The 19,672-nt window shown below is 71.8% G+C and carries 15 protein-coding genes and 1 riboswitch; of the genes, 9 read left to right on the top strand and 6 right to left on the bottom strand.

Translation table 11 applies throughout. The annotated features are described in order from the left end of the window. Positions 1-167: 167 nt before the first annotated feature. Positions 168-2,375: a glycogen debranching protein GlgX gene (gene glgX / locus AB0R04_RS17420; RefSeq protein ID WP_063347757.1), complete on the bottom strand. Its 2,208-nt coding sequence runs from the start codon at positions 2,373-2,375 to the stop codon at positions 168-170. Between the two features lie 297 nt (positions 2,376-2,672). On the opposite strand from glgX, the gene AB0R04_RS17425 reads away from it, so the two are divergent. The 5 genes from AB0R04_RS17425 (at position 2,673) to AB0R04_RS17445 (ending at position 9,274) form a co-directional block, all read left to right on the top strand. After that, on the top strand, positions 2,673-3,971 hold the full coding sequence (locus AB0R04_RS17425; RefSeq protein WP_363371979.1) for an Ig-like domain-containing protein: 1,299 nt from the start codon (positions 2,673-2,675) through the stop codon (positions 3,969-3,971). Positions 3,972-4,211: 240 nt separating this feature from the next. After that, on the top strand, positions 4,212-5,420 hold the full coding sequence (locus AB0R04_RS17430) for an Ig-like domain-containing protein (protein WP_363371981.1): 1,209 nt from the start codon (positions 4,212-4,214) through the stop codon (positions 5,418-5,420). Between the two features lie 303 nt (positions 5,421-5,723). Beyond that, positions 5,724-6,956: an Ig-like domain-containing protein gene (locus tag AB0R04_RS17435; RefSeq protein ID WP_363371983.1), complete on the top strand. Its 1,233-nt coding sequence runs from the start codon at positions 5,724-5,726 to the stop codon at positions 6,954-6,956. Positions 6,957-7,186: 230 nt separating this feature from the next. Further along, positions 7,187-7,732, top strand: coding sequence for an ATP-binding protein (locus tag AB0R04_RS17440; RefSeq protein ID WP_079135615.1), 546 nt, complete (start codon positions 7,187-7,189; stop codon positions 7,730-7,732). Between the two features lie 591 nt (positions 7,733-8,323). After that, the gene (locus AB0R04_RS17445) at positions 8,324-9,274 is read left to right on the top strand and encodes an EamA family transporter (protein WP_363371986.1); all 951 of its coding nucleotides are present in this window, start codon (positions 8,324-8,326) and stop codon (positions 9,272-9,274) included. 281 nt (positions 9,275-9,555) lie between these two features. Here AB0R04_RS17445 and AB0R04_RS17450 read toward each other — a convergent pair whose 3' ends face one another. Next, on the bottom strand, positions 9,556-10,299 hold the full coding sequence (locus AB0R04_RS17450) for a TetR/AcrR family transcriptional regulator C-terminal domain-containing protein (protein ID WP_363371989.1): 744 nt from the start codon (positions 10,297-10,299) through the stop codon (positions 9,556-9,558). 138 nt (positions 10,300-10,437) lie between these two features. On the opposite strand from AB0R04_RS17450, the gene AB0R04_RS17455 reads away from it, so the two are divergent. Next, on the top strand, positions 10,438-11,040 hold the full coding sequence (locus AB0R04_RS17455; protein WP_363371992.1) for an NAD(P)H-dependent oxidoreductase: 603 nt from the start codon (positions 10,438-10,440) through the stop codon (positions 11,038-11,040). Between the two features lie 164 nt (positions 11,041-11,204). On the opposite strand, the gene AB0R04_RS17460 is transcribed toward AB0R04_RS17455, so the two are convergent. The 4 genes from AB0R04_RS17460 to gcvT form a co-directional block, all read right to left on the bottom strand. Continuing rightward, entirely contained in the window at positions 11,205-12,572 is a 1,368-nt protein-coding gene (locus tag AB0R04_RS17460; protein WP_363371995.1) for an L-serine ammonia-lyase, read from the bottom strand. Between the two features lie 158 nt (positions 12,573-12,730). Then, complete coding sequence (glyA, locus tag AB0R04_RS17465) at positions 12,731-13,999, bottom strand: serine hydroxymethyltransferase (protein WP_063347748.1); 1,269 nt, start codon at positions 13,997-13,999, stop codon at positions 12,731-12,733. A 93-nt stretch (positions 14,000-14,092) separates the two neighbouring features. After that, positions 14,093-14,467 (bottom strand): glycine cleavage system protein GcvH, encoded by a 375-nt coding sequence (gene gcvH / locus AB0R04_RS17470; protein ID WP_063347747.1) that lies wholly within the window; start codon positions 14,465-14,467, stop codon positions 14,093-14,095. Positions 14,468-14,681: 214 nt separating this feature from the next. Then, positions 14,682-15,803, bottom strand: a complete 1,122-nt coding sequence (gcvT, locus tag AB0R04_RS17475; protein ID WP_363372055.1) for a glycine cleavage system aminomethyltransferase GcvT — start codon at positions 15,801-15,803, stop codon at positions 14,682-14,684. A gap of 231 nt (positions 15,804-16,034) precedes the next feature. Then, a riboswitch (glycine riboswitch) is annotated at positions 16,035-16,140 on the bottom strand. Positions 16,141-16,326: 186 nt separating this feature from the next. Here gcvT and AB0R04_RS17480 point away from each other — a divergent pair. The 3 genes from AB0R04_RS17480 (at position 16,327) to AB0R04_RS17490 (ending at position 19,642) form a co-directional block, all read left to right on the top strand. Next, complete coding sequence (locus AB0R04_RS17480; RefSeq protein ID WP_363371998.1) at positions 16,327-17,169, top strand: enhanced serine sensitivity protein SseB C-terminal domain-containing protein; 843 nt, start codon at positions 16,327-16,329, stop codon at positions 17,167-17,169. Positions 17,170-17,286: 117 nt separating this feature from the next. Then, the gene (locus AB0R04_RS17485; RefSeq protein WP_363372001.1) at positions 17,287-18,210 is read left to right on the top strand and encodes an enhanced serine sensitivity protein SseB C-terminal domain-containing protein; all 924 of its coding nucleotides are present in this window, start codon (positions 17,287-17,289) and stop codon (positions 18,208-18,210) included. 442 nt (positions 18,211-18,652) lie between these two features. Then, the gene (locus tag AB0R04_RS17490; RefSeq protein WP_063347744.1) at positions 18,653-19,642 is read left to right on the top strand and encodes an ABC transporter permease; all 990 of its coding nucleotides are present in this window, start codon (positions 18,653-18,655) and stop codon (positions 19,640-19,642) included. Positions 19,643-19,672: the final 30 nt, after the last annotated feature.

Below are 19,672 nucleotides of genomic sequence, written 5' to 3' on the forward strand. Positions count from 1 at the left end.
GTCGTGAGGGTAGGACGAGGTCGCGTCATTTCTCATCAGGTTTTTCACCCCTGACAGAACGCTTCGGCGAGAACCGGCCACCTGTACGGGTGGGGCATGGGTGAAAAGCGGGGCTCGTGGGGCCGGCCGCAGGGGCCGGAGTGCGCCGCACGTGCGGCCGACACCGCTCAGGTCGTGGCGGCGGGCGCGCGCAGCAGCCGCAGCGAGCGCCCGGCCAGCAGCGTCGCGCCCTGCGGACAGGGCTCGCCGCCGCCCTCGACGGCGGTGTCGACCACCGTCTCGTACGCCTCCTCCGGCGCGGCCCAGGGCTCGCCGGGGAGGGTGAACAGCACCGGTTCGTGGCCGGCGTTGAGCAGCAGTAGGAAGCTGTCGTCCAGCGTCGGCCGCCCGGCCTCGTCCCGCTCGGACATCGCGGTGCCGGACAGCAGCATGCCCAGGCAGGCGGTCGGGGCGAACCAGTCGGCCTCGGTCATCTCCTTGCCCAGCGGCGTGAACCAGGCGAGGTCCGGCTGGCCGCCCGGGGCGGCGGCCCGGCCGGAGAAGAACGCCCGCTGCCGCAGCACCGGGTGGGCCCGGCGCAGCCGGATCAGCCGGGCGGTCAGCTCGCACAGCCCGCGCCAGCGGGGATCCGCCAGGAGCGACCAGTCCAGCCAGCCGAGTTCGTTGTCCTGGCAGTAGGCGTTGTTGTTGCCGCCCTGGGTGCGGCCCAGCTCGTCCCCGGCGGTGAGCATCGGGACGCCGGTGGAGAGCAGCAGTGTGGCCAGCAGGTTGCGCAGTTGGCGCAGCCGCAGGGCGTTGACCTCCGGGTCGGTGGTCTCGCCCTCGACGCCGTGGTTCCAGGACCGGTTGTCGTCGGTGCCGTCCCGGTTGGCCTCGCCGTTGGCCTCGTTGTGCTTGCGGTCGTAGCTGACCAGGTCGCGCAGCGTGAAACCGTCGTGCGCGGTCACGTAGTTGACGGAGGCGTACGGGCGGCGGCCGCCGCGCTGGTAGAGGTCGGAGGAGCCGGACAGCCGGTAGCCCAGCTCGCGCACGTCCGGGCGGGCGCCGCGCCAGAAGTCCCGCACGGTGTCCCGGTACTTGTCGTTCCACTCGGCCCACAGCGGCGGGAAGCCGCCGACCTGGTAGCCGCCCGGGCCGACGTCCCAGGGCTCGGCGATCAGCTTCACCCGGCTGAGCAGCGGATCCTGGGAGACGGCGGCGAGGAAGGGGTGGTCCATGTCCACCCCGTCGGTGCCGCGGGCGAGGGCGGCGGCGAGGTCGAAGCGGAAGCCGTCCACGCCCATCTCGGTGACCCAGTACCGCAGCGAGTCGGTGACCAGCCGGACCACCTGCGGGCGGCGGGTGTCCAGGGTGTTGCCGCAGCCGGTGAAGTCGGCGTAGCCGCGCGGGCGGTGCGGGGCCGGGCGGTAGTAGGCGGTGTTGTCGATGCCGCGCAGCGAGAGCATCGGGCCGAGTTCGGCGCCCTCCGCGGTGTGGTTGAACACCACGTCGAGGATCACCTCGATCCCGGCGGCGTGCAGGGCGCGGACCATCCGCTTGAACTCGCCGACCTGGCCGCCGCGCGAGCCGGCCGCCGAGTACCCGGCGTGCGGGGCGAAGTAGCCGATCGTGTTGTAGCCCCAGTAGTTGACCAGGCCGCGCGACTGGAGGTGGTCCTCGCTGGCGTACTGGTGCACCGGCAGCAGTTCGACGGCGGTCACGCCGAGGCGGGTCAGGTGGGCGACGGCGGCCGGGTGGGCCAGGCCCGCGTAGGTGCCGCGGAGCTCCGGCGGGATGTCGGGGTGGCGCATGGTGAAGCCGCGCACGTGCAGTTCGTAGAGCACCGTCTCGGCCCACGGGGTCTTCGGGCGGTGGTCGTCGTACCAGTCGTCGTCATCGTGGACGACCACGGATCTGGGCACGTAGCGGGCCGAGTCGCGGTTGTCCCGGACGGTGTCGGCGACGTCCGCCTCCGGCCAGTTGCGGACGGCGGCGCAGACCGCGTCGTGGCTGGTGTAACAGCCGTCCACGGCACGGGCGTACGGGTCGAGCAGCAGCTTCGCCGGGTTCCAGCGGGCGCCGGTCCACGGATCCCACCGGCCGTGCACGCGGAAGCCGTACCGGGTGCCGGGGCGGACGCCGGGCAGGAAGCCGTGCCAGGTCTGGAAGTCCTGCTCGGTGAGGCGGTGCCGGCCCTCCCGGCCGTCCTCGTCGAACAGGCAGAGGTCGACCGCCTCGGCGCCGGCCGCCCAGAGTGCGAAGTTGGTGCCCTGGCGGCCCTGTTGGTCGGTCCGGAAGCGGGCGCCGAGCGGCTGCCAGCTGCCGGGCCACGGTGGCTCGGCGGTGTCCCCGCCGGGCGGCCGCACTCCGGCTTCCAGCTCCTGCCCTGACGCCATGGCCGCACCCTCCCTGGACGGGGTGTCCCGGACCCCGTTCACTTCCTCTTTCCCGGATTGCGCAGATCGGAAGCGGCTGAACGGGGGCTTACCGGCGGATGGCGGCCGATGGATGGGGGGATTTCGCGCGGCTGCGCGTGTCCCCGCCGCGATTGCCCTCGTTGTTCCCGGTATCGGGCGTTCCCGCTAGCGGACGTTCCTGACATCGGGAGTTCCCGGCGTCGGGCGTCCCCGGTGGCGGAGGCTCCCGGTACCGGATCTTCCCGGTACCGGACGTGGACAGTGGGAGGCCCCGGAATGCGGCGCCGAGGACGGGTGTGGGCGCGGCGGGCGGCGGCGGTGGCCTGGGGCCTCGCCGTCCTGACGGGGTGCGGCGGCCCCCCGGCGGCCCCCGCGCAGGACGCCGCCGGGCCCGGGGCGCACACCCCGCCCCCGCCGCCGTCCCGGGCGGTCGTCACGGCGCTGCCCGCCGACGGCGCCCAGGACGTGCTGCCGGAGGGTCCAGTCCGGGTGACGGCGGCGCAGGGCCGGCTGGTCACCGTCCGGCTGGCCGACGCCAAGGGCACCGAGGTCCCCGGCACGATCGCCCCGGACGGCGCCGCCTGGACACCCGACGGCCCGCTGCCGCTGGGCACCGCGTACACCCTGGACGCCGTCGCCGAGGACGACCAGGGCCAACGGGCGGCCCAGCACTCGGCGTTCTCCACGATGGCCCGGGCGCACACCTTCGTCGCCTTCTTCACCCCGGAGGACGGCTCCACCGTCGGTGTCGGCATGCCGGTGTCGCTGCGCTTCAGCCGGCCGATCACGGACCGGGCGGCGGTGGAGAAGGCCGTCCAGGTGAGCGCCGACCCGCCCGTCCCGGTGGCCGCGCACTGGTTCGGCAACCAGCGGCTGGACGTCCGACCGCAGCAGTACTGGGCGGCCGGCACCAAGGTGACGGTGGCGCTGCGGCTGAAGGACGTGCAGGGCGCGCCGGGCGAGTTCGGCACCCAGACCAAGGACCTGCACTTCACCGTCGGCCGGGCCCAGGTCTCCACCGTCGACCTGGACGCGCACACTCTGACCGTCCGGGCCGGGCAGGGCGGCAAGGTGGTGCGGGTGCTCAAGGTGTCCGGCGGCAGCCGTGACCACTCCACCTACCGGGGCGTCATGGTGGTGTCGGAGAAGTACAAGGTGACCCGGATGAACTCGCAGACCGTCGGGATGGGCGACGAGTACGACATCAAGGACGTGCCGCACGCGATGCGGCTGACCAACTCCGGCACCTTCGTGCACGGCAACTACTGGGCGGACCCCGGGGTGTTCGGCGCGGCCAACACCAGCCACGGCTGCATCGGCCTGGCCGACGCCAAGGGCGGTGCGAGCAAGGACTCCCCGGCGGGCTGGCTGTTCGAGCACACCATCCCGGGGGACGTGCTGGAGGTGAAGGCCTCCGCGGGGGACTTCGTGCCGCCGCAGAACGGCCTCAACGGCTGGAACGTGCCGTGGGAGCAGTGGGTGGCGGGCAGCGCCCTCGGGCCGGTTGCCGGGCCGTCGGCCGGTCCCGCCGTGGGGCCCGCCGTCGGTCCCTCCTCAAGCCCCGTCGCGCAGTAGTCGATCTTCACCGCCGATTCACCCCCGATCCACCCACCTCCCCCCGGGAGCCGCCCAGACGGCCCGGCTATCCTGCTCCGGCGCGCCCTGGTCCGGCGCGAAAGATCGGCGTCCGGTGCAACTCATGGGGGCACTCAACGCGTCAAGAGAGTGGATACCGGGAGGGGAGAAACCGTGAAGACGGGGAAGACGGCTGACGCCGCGATACGTACCACCAGCCGTTACGGGCGCAGGGGTGCGATGGCGTTGGTCATGGGAGGGGTGCTGCTGCTCACCGCGGCCTGCGGCGACGACAAGGGCGGAACGGGCGGCGGGGGCGACAACGCGGCGCCCGCGGCGACGGCGGGTGCGGGCGGGACGGCGGCCCCGGCGGGCGCGTCGGCCGAGCCGAAGACCTCCGCCGCGGTGCTGGCCGTCGAGCCGAAGGACGGCGCCCAGGACGTCGCACCGAGCAACGCGTTGCAGGTGTCCGTCTCGAACGGCAAGCTCACCACGGTCGAGGTGACCGACAAGAACGGCAAGCCGGTCGACGGGGCGATCACCCCGGACGGCATCGGCTGGAAGCCCGCCGCCGCGCTCACCGTCGGCATGGCGTACAAGGTGAACGCGCAGGCCAAGGATGCCGACGGCCTGGTGGCCGCGTCCACCACGACGTTCACCACGCTGACGCCGGACAAGAAGGTCTCCACCAACGACAACATCAGCGACGGCGCCACCTACGGCGTCGGCATGATCGTCTCGGTGAACTTCAGCAAGACCGTCAAGAACAAGGACGCCGTCCTCAAGGGCATCACCTTCGAGACGAACAACGGCACCGAGGTGAAGGGCCACTGGTTCGGCGACAACCGGCTGGACTTCCGCCCGGCCGAGTACTGGAAGCCGGACACCAAGGTCACCATCAAGTACCGGCTGAAGAGCGTCGAGGTCGCCCCGGGCATCTACGGCGACGTGGACAAGGACGAGCCGTTCACCATCGGCCGCTCCCAGATCGCCACCGCCGACGCCAAGGCGCACCAGATGACGATCGAGCGGGGCGGCAAGAGCACCACCGTGCCGGTCACCATGGGCGCGGAGGCGACGCCGTCCTGGAGCGGGACCATGGTGATCATGTCCAAGGAGAAGGTCACCCGGATGAACTCGCAGACCGTCGGCCTCGGCGGCGAGTACGACATCCAGGACGTGCCGCACGCGATGCGGCTGACCACCTCCGGCACCTTCGTGCACGGCAACTACTGGTCCAACGCGACCAACCCGTTCGGCAGGACCAACGCCAGCCACGGCTGCGTCGCGATGGTGGACGAGAAGGGCGGCAGCGACACCTCCGTCGCGGGCAAGTTCTTCAACGACTCGATGGTCGGCGACGTGGTCAAGGTCGTGAACAGCAAGGAGAAGACCGTCGCGCCCTCCAACGGGCTGGGCGGCTGGAACGTCGCCTGGGCGAACTGGTAGATCCTGCCCGCTGATTGACCGGTTAGTCCCGGTTCGTCGGTGCGGTGCAGAAGAGCGGCCCGATCCTCACCCGTTGGGGTCGGGCCGTTCGCGTTTTCGCAGCGCACCGGGCCCCGGATGGCGCAACCTTTCCGGGGGGCCGGCGCGTGTAGTGGTCGGGTCCGTCGTGTGCACGGGAGTTGCGCGGGGTTTCGGGTCGTGGGGTTTCGGCCCGCGGGTTTCGGCGCGCGGGCTTCGGTTCGCGGGTTGCGGGTTGCGGGTCGTGGGGTTCGGTTCGTGGGGTTTCTGAGGGAGGGATCGACGTTGAGGTCGATACGCAGAGTGGTGGCCGTCGGTCTGGTGGGCGGCGCGATGGCGCTGACGGCCGCGTGCGGCGGCGGGAGCGGCGGTAGCGGGGGCGGGAGCGCGGCCAAGGCGGACCTGGGGGCCGGCGCGGCCGCCGGGACGGCCTCCCCGGGCGCCGCGGCGGCGAGCAGCGCGGCGCCGAAGGTGTCGCAGGCCGTGGTGAACATCGAGCCCAAGCCCGGCACGGTGGACGTCGCGCCCGACGCGCTCAAGGTCGGCGCGACCGGCGGCAAGCTCACCACCGTCAAGGTCAGCGACAAGACGGGCGCGGAGGTGCCCGGCACCATCGCCGCCGACGGCTCCAGCTGGACCCCGTCGGCCGGCCTCGCCGTGGGCAGCGCCTACCAGGTCAGCGCGATGGCCGCGGACGCCAACGGCGTGGTCGCCAGCGCGGACAGCAACTTCACCACGCTGACGCCGACGGCCCTCGCCAAGGCCGCCGACAACGTGGACAACGACGCGACGTACGGCGTCGGCATGATCGTCTCGGTGAACTTCAGCAAGGACGTCAAGAACAAGGACGTCGTCGCGAAGGGCATCACCTTCGAGACCGACAACGGCACCGTGGTCAAGGGCCACTGGTTCGGCAACCGCCGACTGGACTTCCGCCCCGAGCAGTACTGGAAGTCCGGCACCAAGGTGACGGTGCACTACCGCCTCAAGAGCGTCGAGATCGCCCCTGGGGTGTACGGCACCGACCGGGACGAGCCCTTCACGATCGGGCGGTCTCAGATTTCGACGGTTGACGCCGCCGCGCACAGGATGACCGTCGAACTGGACGGCAAACCGTCGGACATCGACATCACCTCCGGCTCGCCCGAACACCCGACCTGGAACGGCACGATGGTCGTCATGTCCAAGGAGGGCGTGGTGCGGATGCAGTCCAGCACCCTCCCCGGCATGAGCGGCTCCCCGTACGACCTCCAGGTGCCGCACTCGATGCGGCTCACCGACAGCGGCACCTACCTGCACGGCAATTACTGGAGCAAGCTCATCGGCGAGGACAACGTCAGCCACGGCTGCGTCGCCCTCAAGGACGTCGAGGGCGGCGGCGAATCCACCTCGATGGGCAAGTTCTACGCCGGCTCGATCGTCGGCGACGTGGTGGTCGTGAAGAACTCCACCAAGAAGGAGACCCTCGACCCGGCGAACGGGCTGAGTGGCTGGAACGTGCCCTGGAGCGCCTGGTAGGCCGACCGGTAGCCGCCCTGGTCGGGGCGGTTCCGTGGCAACCCGGGATTGACGCGGACGCGGCCCGGGTTGCCTGCTCCCCACCCTCTTCCGGCTCCTTCCGGGCCCCCTCCAGGCCCCCGCCTGGCACTCTCCCCGGGGTCTCCTTGCACGCGGCATATGCCGACTCGGAGGAGATCGTTTGCTCATTGTCCGTACGCGGCCGCTTGCGTTCCGCAATGATGGACCGCATGGCGGGTTGGGGCGAAACAGATCAGTCATCAGTTCCCGGGGCCGGATTGGTCGCCGAGGCGTCGTGGATCGATGTCCAGGGCGCGCTGGCGGCGCTGGAGCGGCTCAGCTCGGAGGAACTGGAGGAGATGTATTGCGGCAGGCTGAGCGATCAGTCCGTGCCGAACGAGGTGCGACTGCCGTCCCGGCCGGAGACCGGCCCGGTGGCCCGCCGACTGGTGCTGTCGGTCCTGGAGTCCTGGGACCTCCACCAGCACCTGGAGGCCGGTGAGTTACTCACCAGTGAACTGGTCTCCAACGCCGTCCGGCATGCCGCCGGACGCACTATCGGGCTCCAGGTGATCCGCAAGCCGGGCTGGCTCCGCGTCGAGGTCCGCGACTCCTCCCGGGCGCTGCCCTGCATGATCCTCGCGGAGCCGAAGCCGGTGACCGAGCGGGGGCGGGGCCTGCGGGTCATCGACGACCTGGCCGACCGCTGGGGCGCCGACCTGCTGCCGCGTGGCAAGGGCGTCTGGTTCGAACTGAAGGTCCGCGAGCGGCACTGACCCTTCCGGGTGTTCCGGGTCTTCCCGGGAAAACGCGCAGGGCCCCCGAAGTCGCCGTGGTCCGGCGGATGGGGGCCCCTGCAAGTCATCGCGCCGGCCAAGGGGGTGCGTGCCGCGCGATGGGCGTCGGCCGTGCCAGGTCGGGCCAGCCGAAGTCTCCACGCCCAGGCCGGCGTGCTGTGCCGCCCGCCGTTGGGCTGCTTCGACTATCGCACGGATCTCAGCATGTGGGCAAACCAGGTGACTTGGATTGAAAGGTTTGTAACCTAGTTCACCTTTGGATTTTGCATAGGTTCACGCTGTCGCCTGTGAATATTCACCATCCTCGCCGTCGGGCCTCCGGTGCTTCGTCGCCCGGCCGCCAATTCCTCCGTGAACCCCACCCCGCCGGAACTGCCGGGTAGCATCAGGCCCGTGAACCTGTACTGGCACGTCGTGCTGCCACCGCTCTGCGCCTGATCGGGCACACACGCCGGTGGCTTGACCCCTGCGCTCCCTGCTGCGGCCCTCTCCGGCCGCCAGGAGGCTGCCGTGTGTGCCCGTTGCGAAACCAGCTCCCCTGACGGTCTTCGACGACGGAAGTTCACGACTGTGCCGAACCGCACCTCCACGCCCGCGCCCACCCGGGCCACCGCCCCCGCCGCCCGCCGCACCAGCCCGCTCGGCGGGCCGGTCCCGATCCTGGTCGCCGCACTGCTGTGGGGCACCACCGGGACGGCCAGCTCCCTCGCACCCGACGGCGCCCCTTCGGCGGGCATCGGCGCCGCCGCGTTGGTCCTCGGCGGCCTCCTCCTGTTCCTCTCCACCCGCAGCGCCCGCGCGCTGCCCCGGGCCTGCGGCCGCTGGGAGCGGTGGCAACTCGCCGTCGGCGCCGTCGCGGTGGTCGGCTACCCGGTCACCTTCTATCCGGCGGTGACCCGCGCCGGGGTGGCGGTGGCCACCGTGATCGCACTGGGCAGTGCCCCCGTCTTCGCCGGCCTGCTCGGCTGGCTCACCCGGCAAGGGCGGCCGAGCGGCCGGTGGGCCTGCGCCACGATGACGGCGGTCGTCGGCTGTGCCGTCCTCGTGCTGGGCCCCGAACTCACCGGCGGCGGCGCGGCGGTGGACACCGTGGGGGTGGCGCTGGCCGCGCTCTCCGGCCTCTCGTACGCCGTGTACTCGCTCATCGGCGGGAAGCTCATCTCGCGCGGGCACCCGTCCGCCGGGGTGATGGGGGCGATGTTCGGTGCGGCCGCGCTGCTCGTCCTGCCGGTGCTGTTCCTCGGCGACCTGCGGTGGCTCGCCTCGCCGCGCGGTGCGGCGGTGGTGCTCCATCTCGCCGTGATCACCACCTTCCTCGCCTACCGCCTCTTCGGCCACGGCCTGCGCCGCACCTCCGCCCAGACCGCCACCACCCTCACCCTCGCCGAACCCGCCGTCGCCGCCCTCCTCGGCGTCGCCGTCCTCGGCGAACGCCTCCCCGCCGTCTCCTGGTGCGGCCTCGCCATCCTGGCCGCGGGCCTCGCCGTCCTCACCGTGCCCGTGGGCACCCGCCGCCGCTGACCTGCGTGCGGCACCTGCGCAGGAAGTCGGACGGGCCGACTTCCTGCGCGCGGGGCCGGGATCGAGTGTCCGAGCGGGCCCGGGGAAAATATATCGACCGGTCTACATAGGGCGCGTTCGTGGAGGGCTGGGGCGCATAGGAAGTCGGCGGGGCCGACTTCCTGCGCGGGAGGTGGGCGGGGGAGCGCTGAAAAGGTAGACCGGTCTGCATATTCCGGGCGTGGAAGGTAGACCGGTCTACATAATTTCCCCTACCCACTCACCCGAGGTCCGGGTCGCGCTCAGATGGCGAGGTGGGTGGCGATGCCGGTGAGGACGCAGTCGAGGCCGGTTTCGAACTGCCAGGTGGGGTCGTCCTTGCGGGTGGCCTCGTGGAGGTAGCGCTGGTAGGTGGGGTAACGGCCGGTGTCCATCAGGAAGGACATTCGGGGGGCGAGGCCGGCGCGGGTCTCGTCGCCGTCGGACCAGCCGTGCTCGCGCTGGAGGGTGCGCAGGGCGAGCTCGGCGGCGACGGAGCCGTGGACGTAGCCGGTGACGGTGCGGAAGACCGCCATGGTGGTGTCGGCGTCCAGGCCGTGGTCGGCGAGGGCGGCGAAGGCGCGTTCGGGGATGGCGAGCTGGTTGGGGGTGAGGGGGACGGCACCGGCGCGGACGATCCACGGGTGGGCCAGGTTCATGGCGCGCAGGTGGAGCGCCAGGGTGCGCATGGTGTCGCGCCAGCCGGTGGCGGGGGTGCCCCGGGGGAGTTCGCCGTAGACGAAGTCGACCATCAGGTCGATGAGTTCGTCCTTGCCGGAGACGTACCGGTAGGCGGCCATCGGGGCGACGCCGAGGGTGGTGGCGAGCCTGCGCATGGTGACGGCGTCGAGGCCTTCGGCGTCGGCGATCGCGATCGCGGCCTCGGCGATCCGGTGCGGGGTGAGGGTGGTGCGCGGTGCGGGGGCCGGGCGGGCGAGGCGCTCCCAGAGTGAGGCCTGGGGCTTGGTCTGGTCGTCGTCCCCGGCGGAGGCCTGCTGGGCGGGCATGACGGCGGGCTCCTTCGGGCTGGGGTTCTCACCGTACCACCGGAGTGTACGGCGTATCGAAAGTAGACGGCGTACGCGCCGATGTGTACGTTGTATCCGGCAGATACGTTGTACACATCGTCCCGGAGGGGGATATCCATGGCCAAGGACGTTTCGGAGAAGAGCCTGAAGGTCGCGGTCGTCGTCGGCAGCACCCGGAGCGGCCGGTTCGCGCCGGTCGTCGCCGACTGGCTGCGCGGCCACCTCGGCGCGCGCGGCGACATGACCGCCGACCTGATCGATCTGGTCGAGACCCCGCTGCCGACCACCTTCCCGTCCTTCGGCGGTGAACTGGAGCCGGGCGCCGCCGAGTTGCTCGCCGCCGTCACGCCCCGCTTGGAGGCCGCCGACGCCTTCGTGGTCGTCACGCCCGAGTACAACCACAGCTTCCCGGCCCCGCTGAAGAACGCCATCGACTGGCACAACAGCCAGTGGCACGGCAAGCCGGTCGGCTTCGTCTCCTACGGCGGCCTCTCCGGCGGTCTGCGTGCCGTCGAGCAACTGCGAGTGGTGCTCGCCGAGTTGAACGCCATGACGATTCGCAACACGGTCAGCTTCCACGGCGCCGCCCAGTGCTTCGGCGCCGACGGCCGGCCGCTCGACCCGGCCGCCGACGTCGCCGCCAAGACCATGCTCGACCAACTCGCCTGGTGGGCTGAGGCGTTGCGCGACGCCCGGCGCGTCCGCCCGTTCGCGGCCTGAGCGGCCTGAGCGGCCTGAGCGGGCGCGTCGGGTGGCGCCGGGAAGCGGGGCTGGGGTGGGGCCGGCGGTGGCCCCGCCGCCCGGGACGCCCCGGAACGCCGAGAGCCCCCGGAACGCCGAGAGCCCCCGGACGGGTCCGGGGGCTCAGGCGACAGCGGGTGTGATCAGCACTCGATGACGTTGACGGCGAGGCCGCCGCGCGAGGTCTCCTTGTACTTGATCTTCATGTCGGCGCCGGTCTCCTTCATCGTCTTGATCGCCTTGTCGAGCGAGACGTGGTGCCGGCCGTCGCCGCGCAGGGCCATCCGGGCGGCGGTGACGGCCTTGACGGAGGCCATGCCGTTGCGCTCGATGCAGGGGATCTGGACGAGCCCGCCGACCGGGTCGCAGGTGAGGCCGAGGTTGTGCTCGATGCCGATCTCGGCGGCGTTCTCGACCTGTTCGGGGGTGCCGCCGAGGACCTCGGCGAGGCCGCCGGCGGCCATCGAGCAGGCGGAGCCGACCTCCCCCTGGCAGCCGACCTCGGCGCCGGAGATGGAGGCGTTCTCCTTGAAGAGCATGCCGATGGCGCCGGCCGCGAGGAGGAAGCGGACGATGCCGTCCTCGTCGGCGCCCGGGATGAAGTTCAGGTAGTAGTGCAGGACGGCGGGGATGATCCCGGCCGCGCCGTTGGTCGGAGCGGTGACCACCCGGCGGCCGGAGGCGTTCTCCTCGTTGACCGCCATCGCGTAGAGGGTCACCCACTCCATCGCGTTGGCCGGGCCGATGCCCTCGGCACGCATCGCGCGGGCGGCCGCGGCGGCGCGGCGGCGGACCTTGAGGCCGCCGGGCAGGATGCCCTCGCGGGACATGCCGGCCCGCACGCACTCCTGCATCACCTGCCAGATCTCCAGCAGCCCGGTCCGGATCTCCTCCTCGGAGCGCCAGGCCTTCTCGTTCTCCAGCATCAGGCCGGAGATCGACAGCCCGGTCTCCCGGGTGAGCCGCAGCAGCTCCTCGCCGGTGCGGAAGGGGTAGCGCAGCGAGGTGTCGTCGGGCTTGACCCGGTCCGCGCCGATGGCGTCCTCGTCGACGACGAAGCCGCCGCCGACCGAGTAGTAGGTCTTCTCCAGCAGCGTGGAGCCGTCCGCCGCGTACGCCCAGATGGTCATGCCGTTGGCGTGGTACGGCAGCGAGCGGCGGCGGTGCAGGACCAGCTGGGTGCTCAGGTCGAAGTCGATGGGGTGGGTGCCGAGGAGGTTGAGCCGCTTCTCGGTGGTGATCCGCTCGACGTCCTTGTCCGCCTGGTCGACGTCGACCGTGCGGGGGGAGTTGTCCTCCAGGCCGAGCAGGACGGCCTTCGGGGTGCCGTGGCCGTGGCCGGTGGCGCCCAGTGAGCCGTACAGCTCGGCGCGCACGCTCGCCACCTCGGCGAGCAGGTCCTCGGACCGCAGGCGTCGGGCGAACATCCGGGCGGCGCGCATCGGGCCGACGGTGTGGGAACTCGACGGGCCGATGCCGATGGAGAAGAGGTCGAAGACGCTGATGGCCACGGGGGACGTCCTTGTCTGGTCTCGTGGAAGGACTGGCGGGCGGGGGACGACACGGGTCGGGGCACCGCGCGCACTGTCCAGTGTGCGCGGTGCCCCGGGATCCCAGGTGCCGCGGCGGGGTGAGGCCGGTCACCCCGCCCGAACGATCACCGCGGTGATCAGAGGTTCGGGTAGAGCGGGTACTTCTCGGCCAGCGCGGTGACGCGGGCCTTGAGCGCGGTGGCGGCGTCCTCGTCGAAGGCGGGCTTGAGCGCCTCGGCGATGATGTCGGCGACCTCGCGGAAGTCCTCGGCCTGGAAGCCGCGGGTGGCGAGCGCGGGGGTGCCGATGCGCAGGCCGGAGGTGACCATCGGCGGCCGCGGGTCGTTCGGGACGGCGTTGCGGTTGACCGTGATGCCGACCTCGTGCAGGCGGTCCTCGGCCTGCTGGCCGTCGAGCTGGCTGTTGCGCAGGTCGACCAGGACCAGGTGCACGTCGGTGCCGCCGGACAGCACCGAGGCGCCGGCCTCGGCGACGTCGGCCTGGAGCAGGCGCTCGGCGAGGATCTTGGCGCCCTCCAGGGTGCGCTGCTGGCGCTCCTTGAACTCCTCGGACGCGGCGACCTTGAAGGCAACGGCCTTGCCGGCGATCACGTGCTCCAGCGGGCCGCCCTGCTGGCCGGGGAACACCGCGGAGTTGATCTTCTTGGCGTACTCGGCCTTGGACAGGATGACACCGCCGCGCGGGCCGCCCAGGGTCTTGTGGGTGGTGGTGGTGACCACGTCCGCGTACGGCACCGGGTTGGGGTGCAGGCCGGCGGCGACCAGGCCGGCGAAGTGCGCCATGTCCACCATCAGCAGCGCGCCGACCTCGTCGGCGACCCGGCGGAACGCGGCGAAGTCCAGCTGGCGCGGGTAGGCGGACCAGCCGGCGATGATCAGCTTCGGCTGGTGCTCCTTGGCCAGGCGCTCGACCTCGGCCATGTCGACCTGGCCGGTCTTCTCGTCCACGTGGTACGCGACCACGTTGTAGAGCTTGCCGGAGAAGTTGATCTTCATGCCGTGGGTCAGGTGACCGCCGTGGGCCAGGTTCAGGCCCAGGATGGTGTCGCCCGGCTTGATCAGCGCGAACATCGCGGCGGCGTTGGCCTGCGCGCCCGAGTGCGGCTGGACGTTGGCGTGCTCGGCGCCGAACAGGGCCTTGATGCGGTCGATCGCGATCTGCTCGACCACGTCGACGTGCTCGCAGCCGCCGTAGTAGCGGCGGCCGGGGTAGCCCTCGGCGTACTTGTTGGTGAGTACCGAGCCCTGGGCCTCCATGACCGCCACCGGGGCGAAGTTCTCGGAGGCGATCATCTCCAGGGTGGTCTGCTGGCGGTGCAGCTCGGCGTCGACCGCGGCGGCGATCTCCGGGTCGAGGGAGTGCAGGGACTGGTTCAGAACCGTCATGGTGTGGTCTTCCCGGGAGGAGAGAGACGGGAGCAGAGAGGGGGGAGCCTGGCAGGGCGGCCGCCGCGCTGCGGCCGCCCCGTCACGAGCGGGTCAGCCGCCGATGAAGGCGGTGTACTCGTCCGCGCTGAGCAGCTCGTCGGTGGACTCCACCTGGACCTTGAACAGCCAGCCGCCCTCGAACGGGGCGCTGTTGACCAGGCTGTTGTCGTCCAGGACGTCCTGGTTGATCTCGACGATCTTCCCGGTCACCGGGGAGAACAGGTCGCTGACCGACTTGGTCGACTCCAGCTCGCCACAGGACTCGCCCGCGGTCACGTCGGCGCCGACCTCGGGCAGCTGCACGTAGACGATGTCACCGAGCGCGTCGGCCGCGTGGGCGGTGATGCCGACCGTGGAGACACCGCCCTCGATGGCGGTCAGCCACTCGTGCTCCTTGGTGTACTGCAGGTGCTGGGGGTTGCTCATGGCGTCATTCTCCAGGATGGGAAGCGGGTACGACGAAGCGGGCCGCCGCACGGACGGCTTCGACGCGGATCAGGCGTGGTTCAGGCATGGGATCAGACCTGGGTCGGACCTGGGTCGGACCGGGATCAGGCGTGGCTCAAGCCTGGGTCGGGCGTGGTGACAGGCCCGGGTCTACGGGGAGGGCGGGGCCTCGGCGAGCGGAGGCCCCGCGGCCTCAGCGGGCGCGCTTGTAGAACGGCAGCGCCACGACCTCGACCGGCTCGTGCTTGCCGCGCACGTCCACCGCGACGGCGGTGCCGGGGGCGGCGTGGGCCGCGTCCACGTAGGCGATCGCGATCGGTCGGCCCAGGGTCGGCGACGGGGCGCCCGAGGTGATCCGGCCGATCGGGGCGCCGTCGGCGGAGACCACGGTGTACTCGGCGCGCGGGACGCGCTTGCCCTCGGAGACCAGGCCGACCAGCACCCGCGGCGGGTTGGCCTCGGCCGCGGCGGCGGCCCTCTCCAGCGCCTTGCGGCCGACGAAGGTGCCCTCGTTGGTGGTCTTGTCGAAGCGCACGACCCGGCCCAGGCCCGCGTCGAACGGGGTCAGGTCGGTGGAGAGCTCGTGCCCGTACAGCGGCATGCCGGCCTCCAGACGCAGCGTGTCGCGGCAGGACAGGCCGCACGGGACCAGGCCGCGGCCCTCGCCGGCGGCGGTCAGCGCCTGCCAGACCCCCTCGGCGTCGCCCGGGTTGCAGAAGATCTCGAAGCCGTCCTCGCCGGTGTAGCCGGTCCGGGCGAGCAGCACGTCGCGGCCGGCGACCTGGGCCGGGAGGATCGCGTAGTACTTCAGGCCGGGCAGGTCGGCGTCGGTGGTCCCGGCCAGGATCGCGGTGGCCTCCGGGCCCTGGACGGCGATCAGCGCGTAGGTGTCGCGGTCGTCCGTGACGACGGCGTCGAAGCCCTTGGCGCGGGCGATCAGCTCGTCCAGCACCAGCTGGGCGTTGGAGGCGTTGGCGACGACCAGGAAGGCGTCCTCGCGCAGGCGGTAGACGATCAGGTCGTCCAGGATGCCGCCGTCCTCGGCGCAGATCATGGTGTAGCGGGCGCGCAGCACGCCCAGCGCGGAGACGAAGCCGACCAGCGCGTGGTCCAGCATCTCGCCGGCCTGCGGGCCGGTGACGGTGATCTCGCCCATGTGGGAGAGGTCGAACAGCCCGGCCCGGGTGCGGACGGCGAGGTGTTCCTCGCGCTCGCTGCCGTAGCGCAGCGGCATGTCCCAGCCGGCGAAGTCGGTCATGGTCGCGCCGAGGGCGCGGTGCAGCGCGTCGAGCGCGGTGAGGCGGAGGGACGACATGGCCTGGAACTCCTCGGTCTGGGCACTCATGGGTGCACGCGCCGGAACCGGACCCGCTGGGGGGCCGACCCTGCGCGCGGGCATGCGGCGGCGTGGGTCTCCCCATCTGTCGTCGAACCTGAGAGCTTCACCGCCCACCTGCCCGCAGCTGTTTCCAGCATCCAGGACAGCATGGTGGCTTGCACCGTGGGTGGGCGCGCGACAGGGCCGTGCGCCACTTTCCAGATGTGCCTAACCCGTGCGGTAGGGGGGCCTGAGAGATTCCGGGGAGGAGTTGCTCCTTCGGCGCCGGCTGTGCCGCCTGACGGGGCACTCCGGGCTCTCCCGCGCGGGTTCGAGCGGCCGGTATGGAGTTGTCGGTCCGCCGGCGCGCCGCGCCGTCGAACGCGCACATCATGGCACGTCCGCGCCGACGACGGGAGAGGGGACCCGGTCACACCCCGCCACCTCGGGCACAGCCCTAGACTGCTGCGCGTCGGCGCAGCAGAGGGCGGCCGACCGGCAGAGGGCGGATCAGGCGCGCATGGGGTACCCGGTGGAGCAGCAGCAGGGGTGGGGCGGGCCGGAGTCGGCGCCGCCGGGCGGCGGGTGGCCGGCCAACGAGCTGGAGCAGGTGCTGACCGCCGCGCTGGGCGACCCGGGTGCGACGCCGCGGGTGGTCGAGGTGCTGGCCCGCAGCCAGGTGTGGATCCCGCTGCCGGCCGGCGGCGACCCGCAGGGGCCCGCGCTGGACCTGCCGACCATCGAGCTGGCCGGCGAGCCGTACGTGCCGGTGTTCTCCTCGCAGGAGGTGTTCCTGCGGCAGGCGCCGGGGATGGCCTTCGCGGTGGCGCCGGTCTGGGAGTTCGCCCGCGGGCTGCCGCTGGGCGTGGGCATCGCGGTCAACCCGGAGGCGGCGGTGGGCATCCCGGTGCCGCCGCAGGGTGTGGCGGAGCTGCGGCGCGGCCCGCGCGAGGAGCGCCTGGCCGACCAGGAGCAGGGCCGGAACCAGGAGCAGAGCCAGAGTCAGGGCCAGGGGCCGGAGGCGCCGACGGGTGGCCGGGTGGCGCTGCGTGAGCCGGTGCCGGGGGAGGATCCGGAGCACTTCCTGGCCGCCTGCCGGGCCGAACTGTCCGCGCTGCCCGGAGTGTTGTCCGCGCGGCGGGCGCTCGCCAGCATCGAGGGCGAGCCGACCGTGATGTTCGTGGGCGTCCAGCTGGACCAGGCGGCCCCGGCCGACCCGGGCGCGGTGAACGAGGCGCTCGGCCGTGCGCTGGGAACCGCGCCGCTGCCGGGGGGCGTCCACCTCGTACTGCTCGATCTCGCCGATGACCCGGTGGTCGAGTGGCTGCTCACCCGGGTACTCCCTTTCTACGCGCGGGGTTGAGCGGGGTTCGTATCGGAGGCACGTCGCCGTGGCGGTGGCCGGTGCCGCGCCATAGGGTGCGTGCAGACGGCCGACGGGCCGGCAGGCTTGAGGAAAGAGGCGCGGCGAGGTGGGCGCATGAGTGCGGGAGCGGTAGCGGGCGGTGCACCGGGGCCCTGGGGCCAGGCGCCCGCCGGGCGCCCCGGAGCGGATCCGGGCGCGCTGGAGCGCACCCTGCGCGAGGTCGCGCCGGAGCGCTACGAGGCGTACGAGCAACTGCTGCACGCACTGGCCGACGGCCAGGTCTGGATGCTGCTGTGGCACGGCACGCCGGGCAGCGCGGACGCCCAGTACGGGAACATGGAGATCAGCGGCCACGGCTACGCGCCGGCCGTCACCTCGTCCGAGCAGCTGGCGTCGTCCGGCTGGGCGCGGGCCCACGAGGTCATCTCCGGGCGGGAGATCGCCGCTTCGCTGTACCGGACCCGCTGGGGGCTGTGGCTCAACCCGCACGCGCCCGGCGGCGGGGTCGGGGTGCCCTGGGCGGACCTGCGGCGGATCGCCGCGGGCCTGGAGCGGCTGCCGGCCGGGCCGTTGAAGCTGAGCGAGCCGCAGCTGAACGCCCAGCCGTTCTTCGCGCTGCTGGAGCGGCAGGCCGGTGAGGTGCGCGCGGTGCGGGCGCTGCGCCGGGCCTGGGTGCAGCCGGCCGTGGGGGAGCCGTACCTGGCGATCGGACTGGAGCTGTACGAGAGTTCGCCGCCGGCGGTGGAGGCGGTGCGGGCGCTGATGCAGCGGGCGATCGCGGTGGCTCCGGAGGGGCTGGCGGTGTCCACGGTGGCGATGGCGGACGAGTACGACCCGGTGGCGCTGTGGATGCGGGCGCACGCGCGCCCGTTCTTCGACCGGGAGGCGGGCCGCCCGCCGACCGGCCCGTACCCGCCGGTGCCGCCTCCGCCGTACCCCGCGCAGCAGGGGCCGGGTTACGGCTACGGCACGCAGCAGCCCCCGCAGGGCTGGACCGGGCAGCCGCAGCAGCCGTGGCCCGGATACCCGGGGCGCTGACAACCAAAACCTTTTTCCAGAAGCCGACTTGATCTTGCATCAGGTCGGCTTCGGTGCTTTCCGGACGAACTTCCGGCCGGTACCGTCGATCACCTTGACATGCCTGATACAGCCGTGTGAAGAGGGATATGCCGAAGGCGTAGGAGGTGCATGCGCACAGATCACAGTTGGGCATCTGTCGGTTGTCAGGGCTGGCGCAAGCGAGTTCGGATGGCAGAGAGTTCTGCGCAACGCACCGCGCGTACTGGGAACCCCACGAAGGTGAACGCGCACGCCGACCGCCAGAACCACGCGAAGCCCATCCCGCGTTGGGGCAGTACCCGTGCACGACGTACTGCCGCGAACACCCGTTCCAAGCACCTCCGCACGTCCGCAGCCGTACCGCCGAACCGGTGACCGGCGCCCGTGGGCCGGCCACCGTCGGCGAGGGGACCAACTGACCATGACCGCACCCATCGCAACCACCGGGAACGAACCGGAGGCACCCGCCCCCGCGAGCCCGGCCAAGAAGATCGAGGGCCGCTCCCTCGGCCAGATCGCCTGGACCCGCTTCAAGCGCGACAAACTCGCCGTCGCCGGCGGCGTCGTGGTGATCCTGCTGATCCTGCTGGCCGTACTGGCCAAGCCCATCGAGGCCCTGTTCGGCCTCGACCCGGACGCCCTGAACCAGGACCTGCTCGACGCCAACCTGGGCGGCATCCCGCTCGGTGACTGGGGCGGGATGAGCTGGGACCACCCGCTCGGCGTCGACCCGCTCCAGGGCCGTGACCTGCTCTCCCGCGTGATCGAGGGCTCCTGGGTCTCGCTGCTGGTCGCCTTCGGCGCGACCCTGCTGTCGAACACGATCGGCACCGTGCTCGGCGTCATGGCCGGCTACTACGGCGGCTGGGTGGACACAGTGATCAGCCGCATCATGGACGTCTTCCTCGCCTTCCCGCTGCTGCTCTTCGCCATCGCGATCTCGACCTCGCTGCAGGGCGGCGCGTTCGGCCTGCACGGCCTCCCGCTGCACATCTTGGTGCTGATCTTCGTGATCGGCTTCTTCAACTGGCCCTACATGGGCCGGATCGTGCGCGGACAGACGCTGTCGCTGCGCGAGCGGGAGTTCGTCCACGCGGCCCGCAGCCTGGGCGCCCGAGGCCCGTTCATCCTGTTCAAGGAACTGCTGCCGAACCTGGTCGGTCCGATCCTGGTCTACTCGACCCTGCTGATCCCGACCAACATCCTCTTCGAGGCCGGCCTCAGCTTCCTCGGTGTCGGTATCCAGCCGCCGCAGGCCTCCTGGGGCGGGATCCTCCAGGACGCGATCAAGTACTACCAGGTGGACCCCCAGTACATGGTGGTCCCCGGTCTGGCGATCTTCCTCACCGTGCTCGCCTTCAACCTGCTCGGCGACGGGCTGCGTGACGCCCTCGATCCCAAGAGCAACTGACGTAACGTCAGGCCCTCCCTCCTTCCCACC

It is taken from the genome of Kitasatospora sp. NPDC056731 (assembly GCF_040687675.1).
Classification (GTDB): Bacteria; Actinomycetota; Actinomycetes; order Streptomycetales; family Streptomycetaceae; genus Kitasatospora.

Excerpts from the sequence above, each read along its gene's own strand:
- glgX (WP_063347757.1), bottom strand. The coding sequence starts at position 2,375 with ATGGCGTCAGGGCAGGAGCTGGAAGCCGGAGTGCGGCCGCCCGGCGGG.
- AB0R04_RS17425 (WP_363371979.1), top strand. The coding sequence starts at position 2,673 with ATGCGGCGCCGAGGACGGGTGTGGGCGCGGCGGGCGGCGGCGGTGGCC.
- AB0R04_RS17430 (WP_363371981.1), top strand. The coding sequence starts at position 4,212 with ATGGCGTTGGTCATGGGAGGGGTGCTGCTGCTCACCGCGGCCTGCGGC.
- AB0R04_RS17440 (WP_079135615.1), top strand. The coding sequence starts at position 7,187 with ATGGCGGGTTGGGGCGAAACAGATCAGTCATCAGTTCCCGGGGCCGGA.
- AB0R04_RS17450 (WP_363371989.1), bottom strand. The coding sequence starts at position 10,299 with ATGCCCGCCCAGCAGGCCTCCGCCGGGGACGACGACCAGACCAAGCCC.
- AB0R04_RS17455 (WP_363371992.1), top strand. The coding sequence starts at position 10,438 with ATGGCCAAGGACGTTTCGGAGAAGAGCCTGAAGGTCGCGGTCGTCGTC.
- glyA (WP_063347748.1), bottom strand. The coding sequence starts at position 13,999 with ATGACGGTTCTGAACCAGTCCCTGCACTCCCTCGACCCGGAGATCGCC.
- gcvH (WP_063347747.1), bottom strand. The coding sequence starts at position 14,467 with ATGAGCAACCCCCAGCACCTGCAGTACACCAAGGAGCACGAGTGGCTG.
- gcvT (WP_363372055.1), bottom strand. The coding sequence starts at position 15,803 with ATGTCGTCCCTCCGCCTCACCGCGCTCGACGCGCTGCACCGCGCCCTC.
- AB0R04_RS17480 (WP_363371998.1), top strand. The coding sequence starts at position 16,327 with ATGGGGTACCCGGTGGAGCAGCAGCAGGGGTGGGGCGGGCCGGAGTCG.
- AB0R04_RS17485 (WP_363372001.1), top strand. The coding sequence starts at position 17,287 with ATGAGTGCGGGAGCGGTAGCGGGCGGTGCACCGGGGCCCTGGGGCCAG.
- AB0R04_RS17490 (WP_063347744.1), top strand. The coding sequence starts at position 18,653 with ATGACCGCACCCATCGCAACCACCGGGAACGAACCGGAGGCACCCGCC.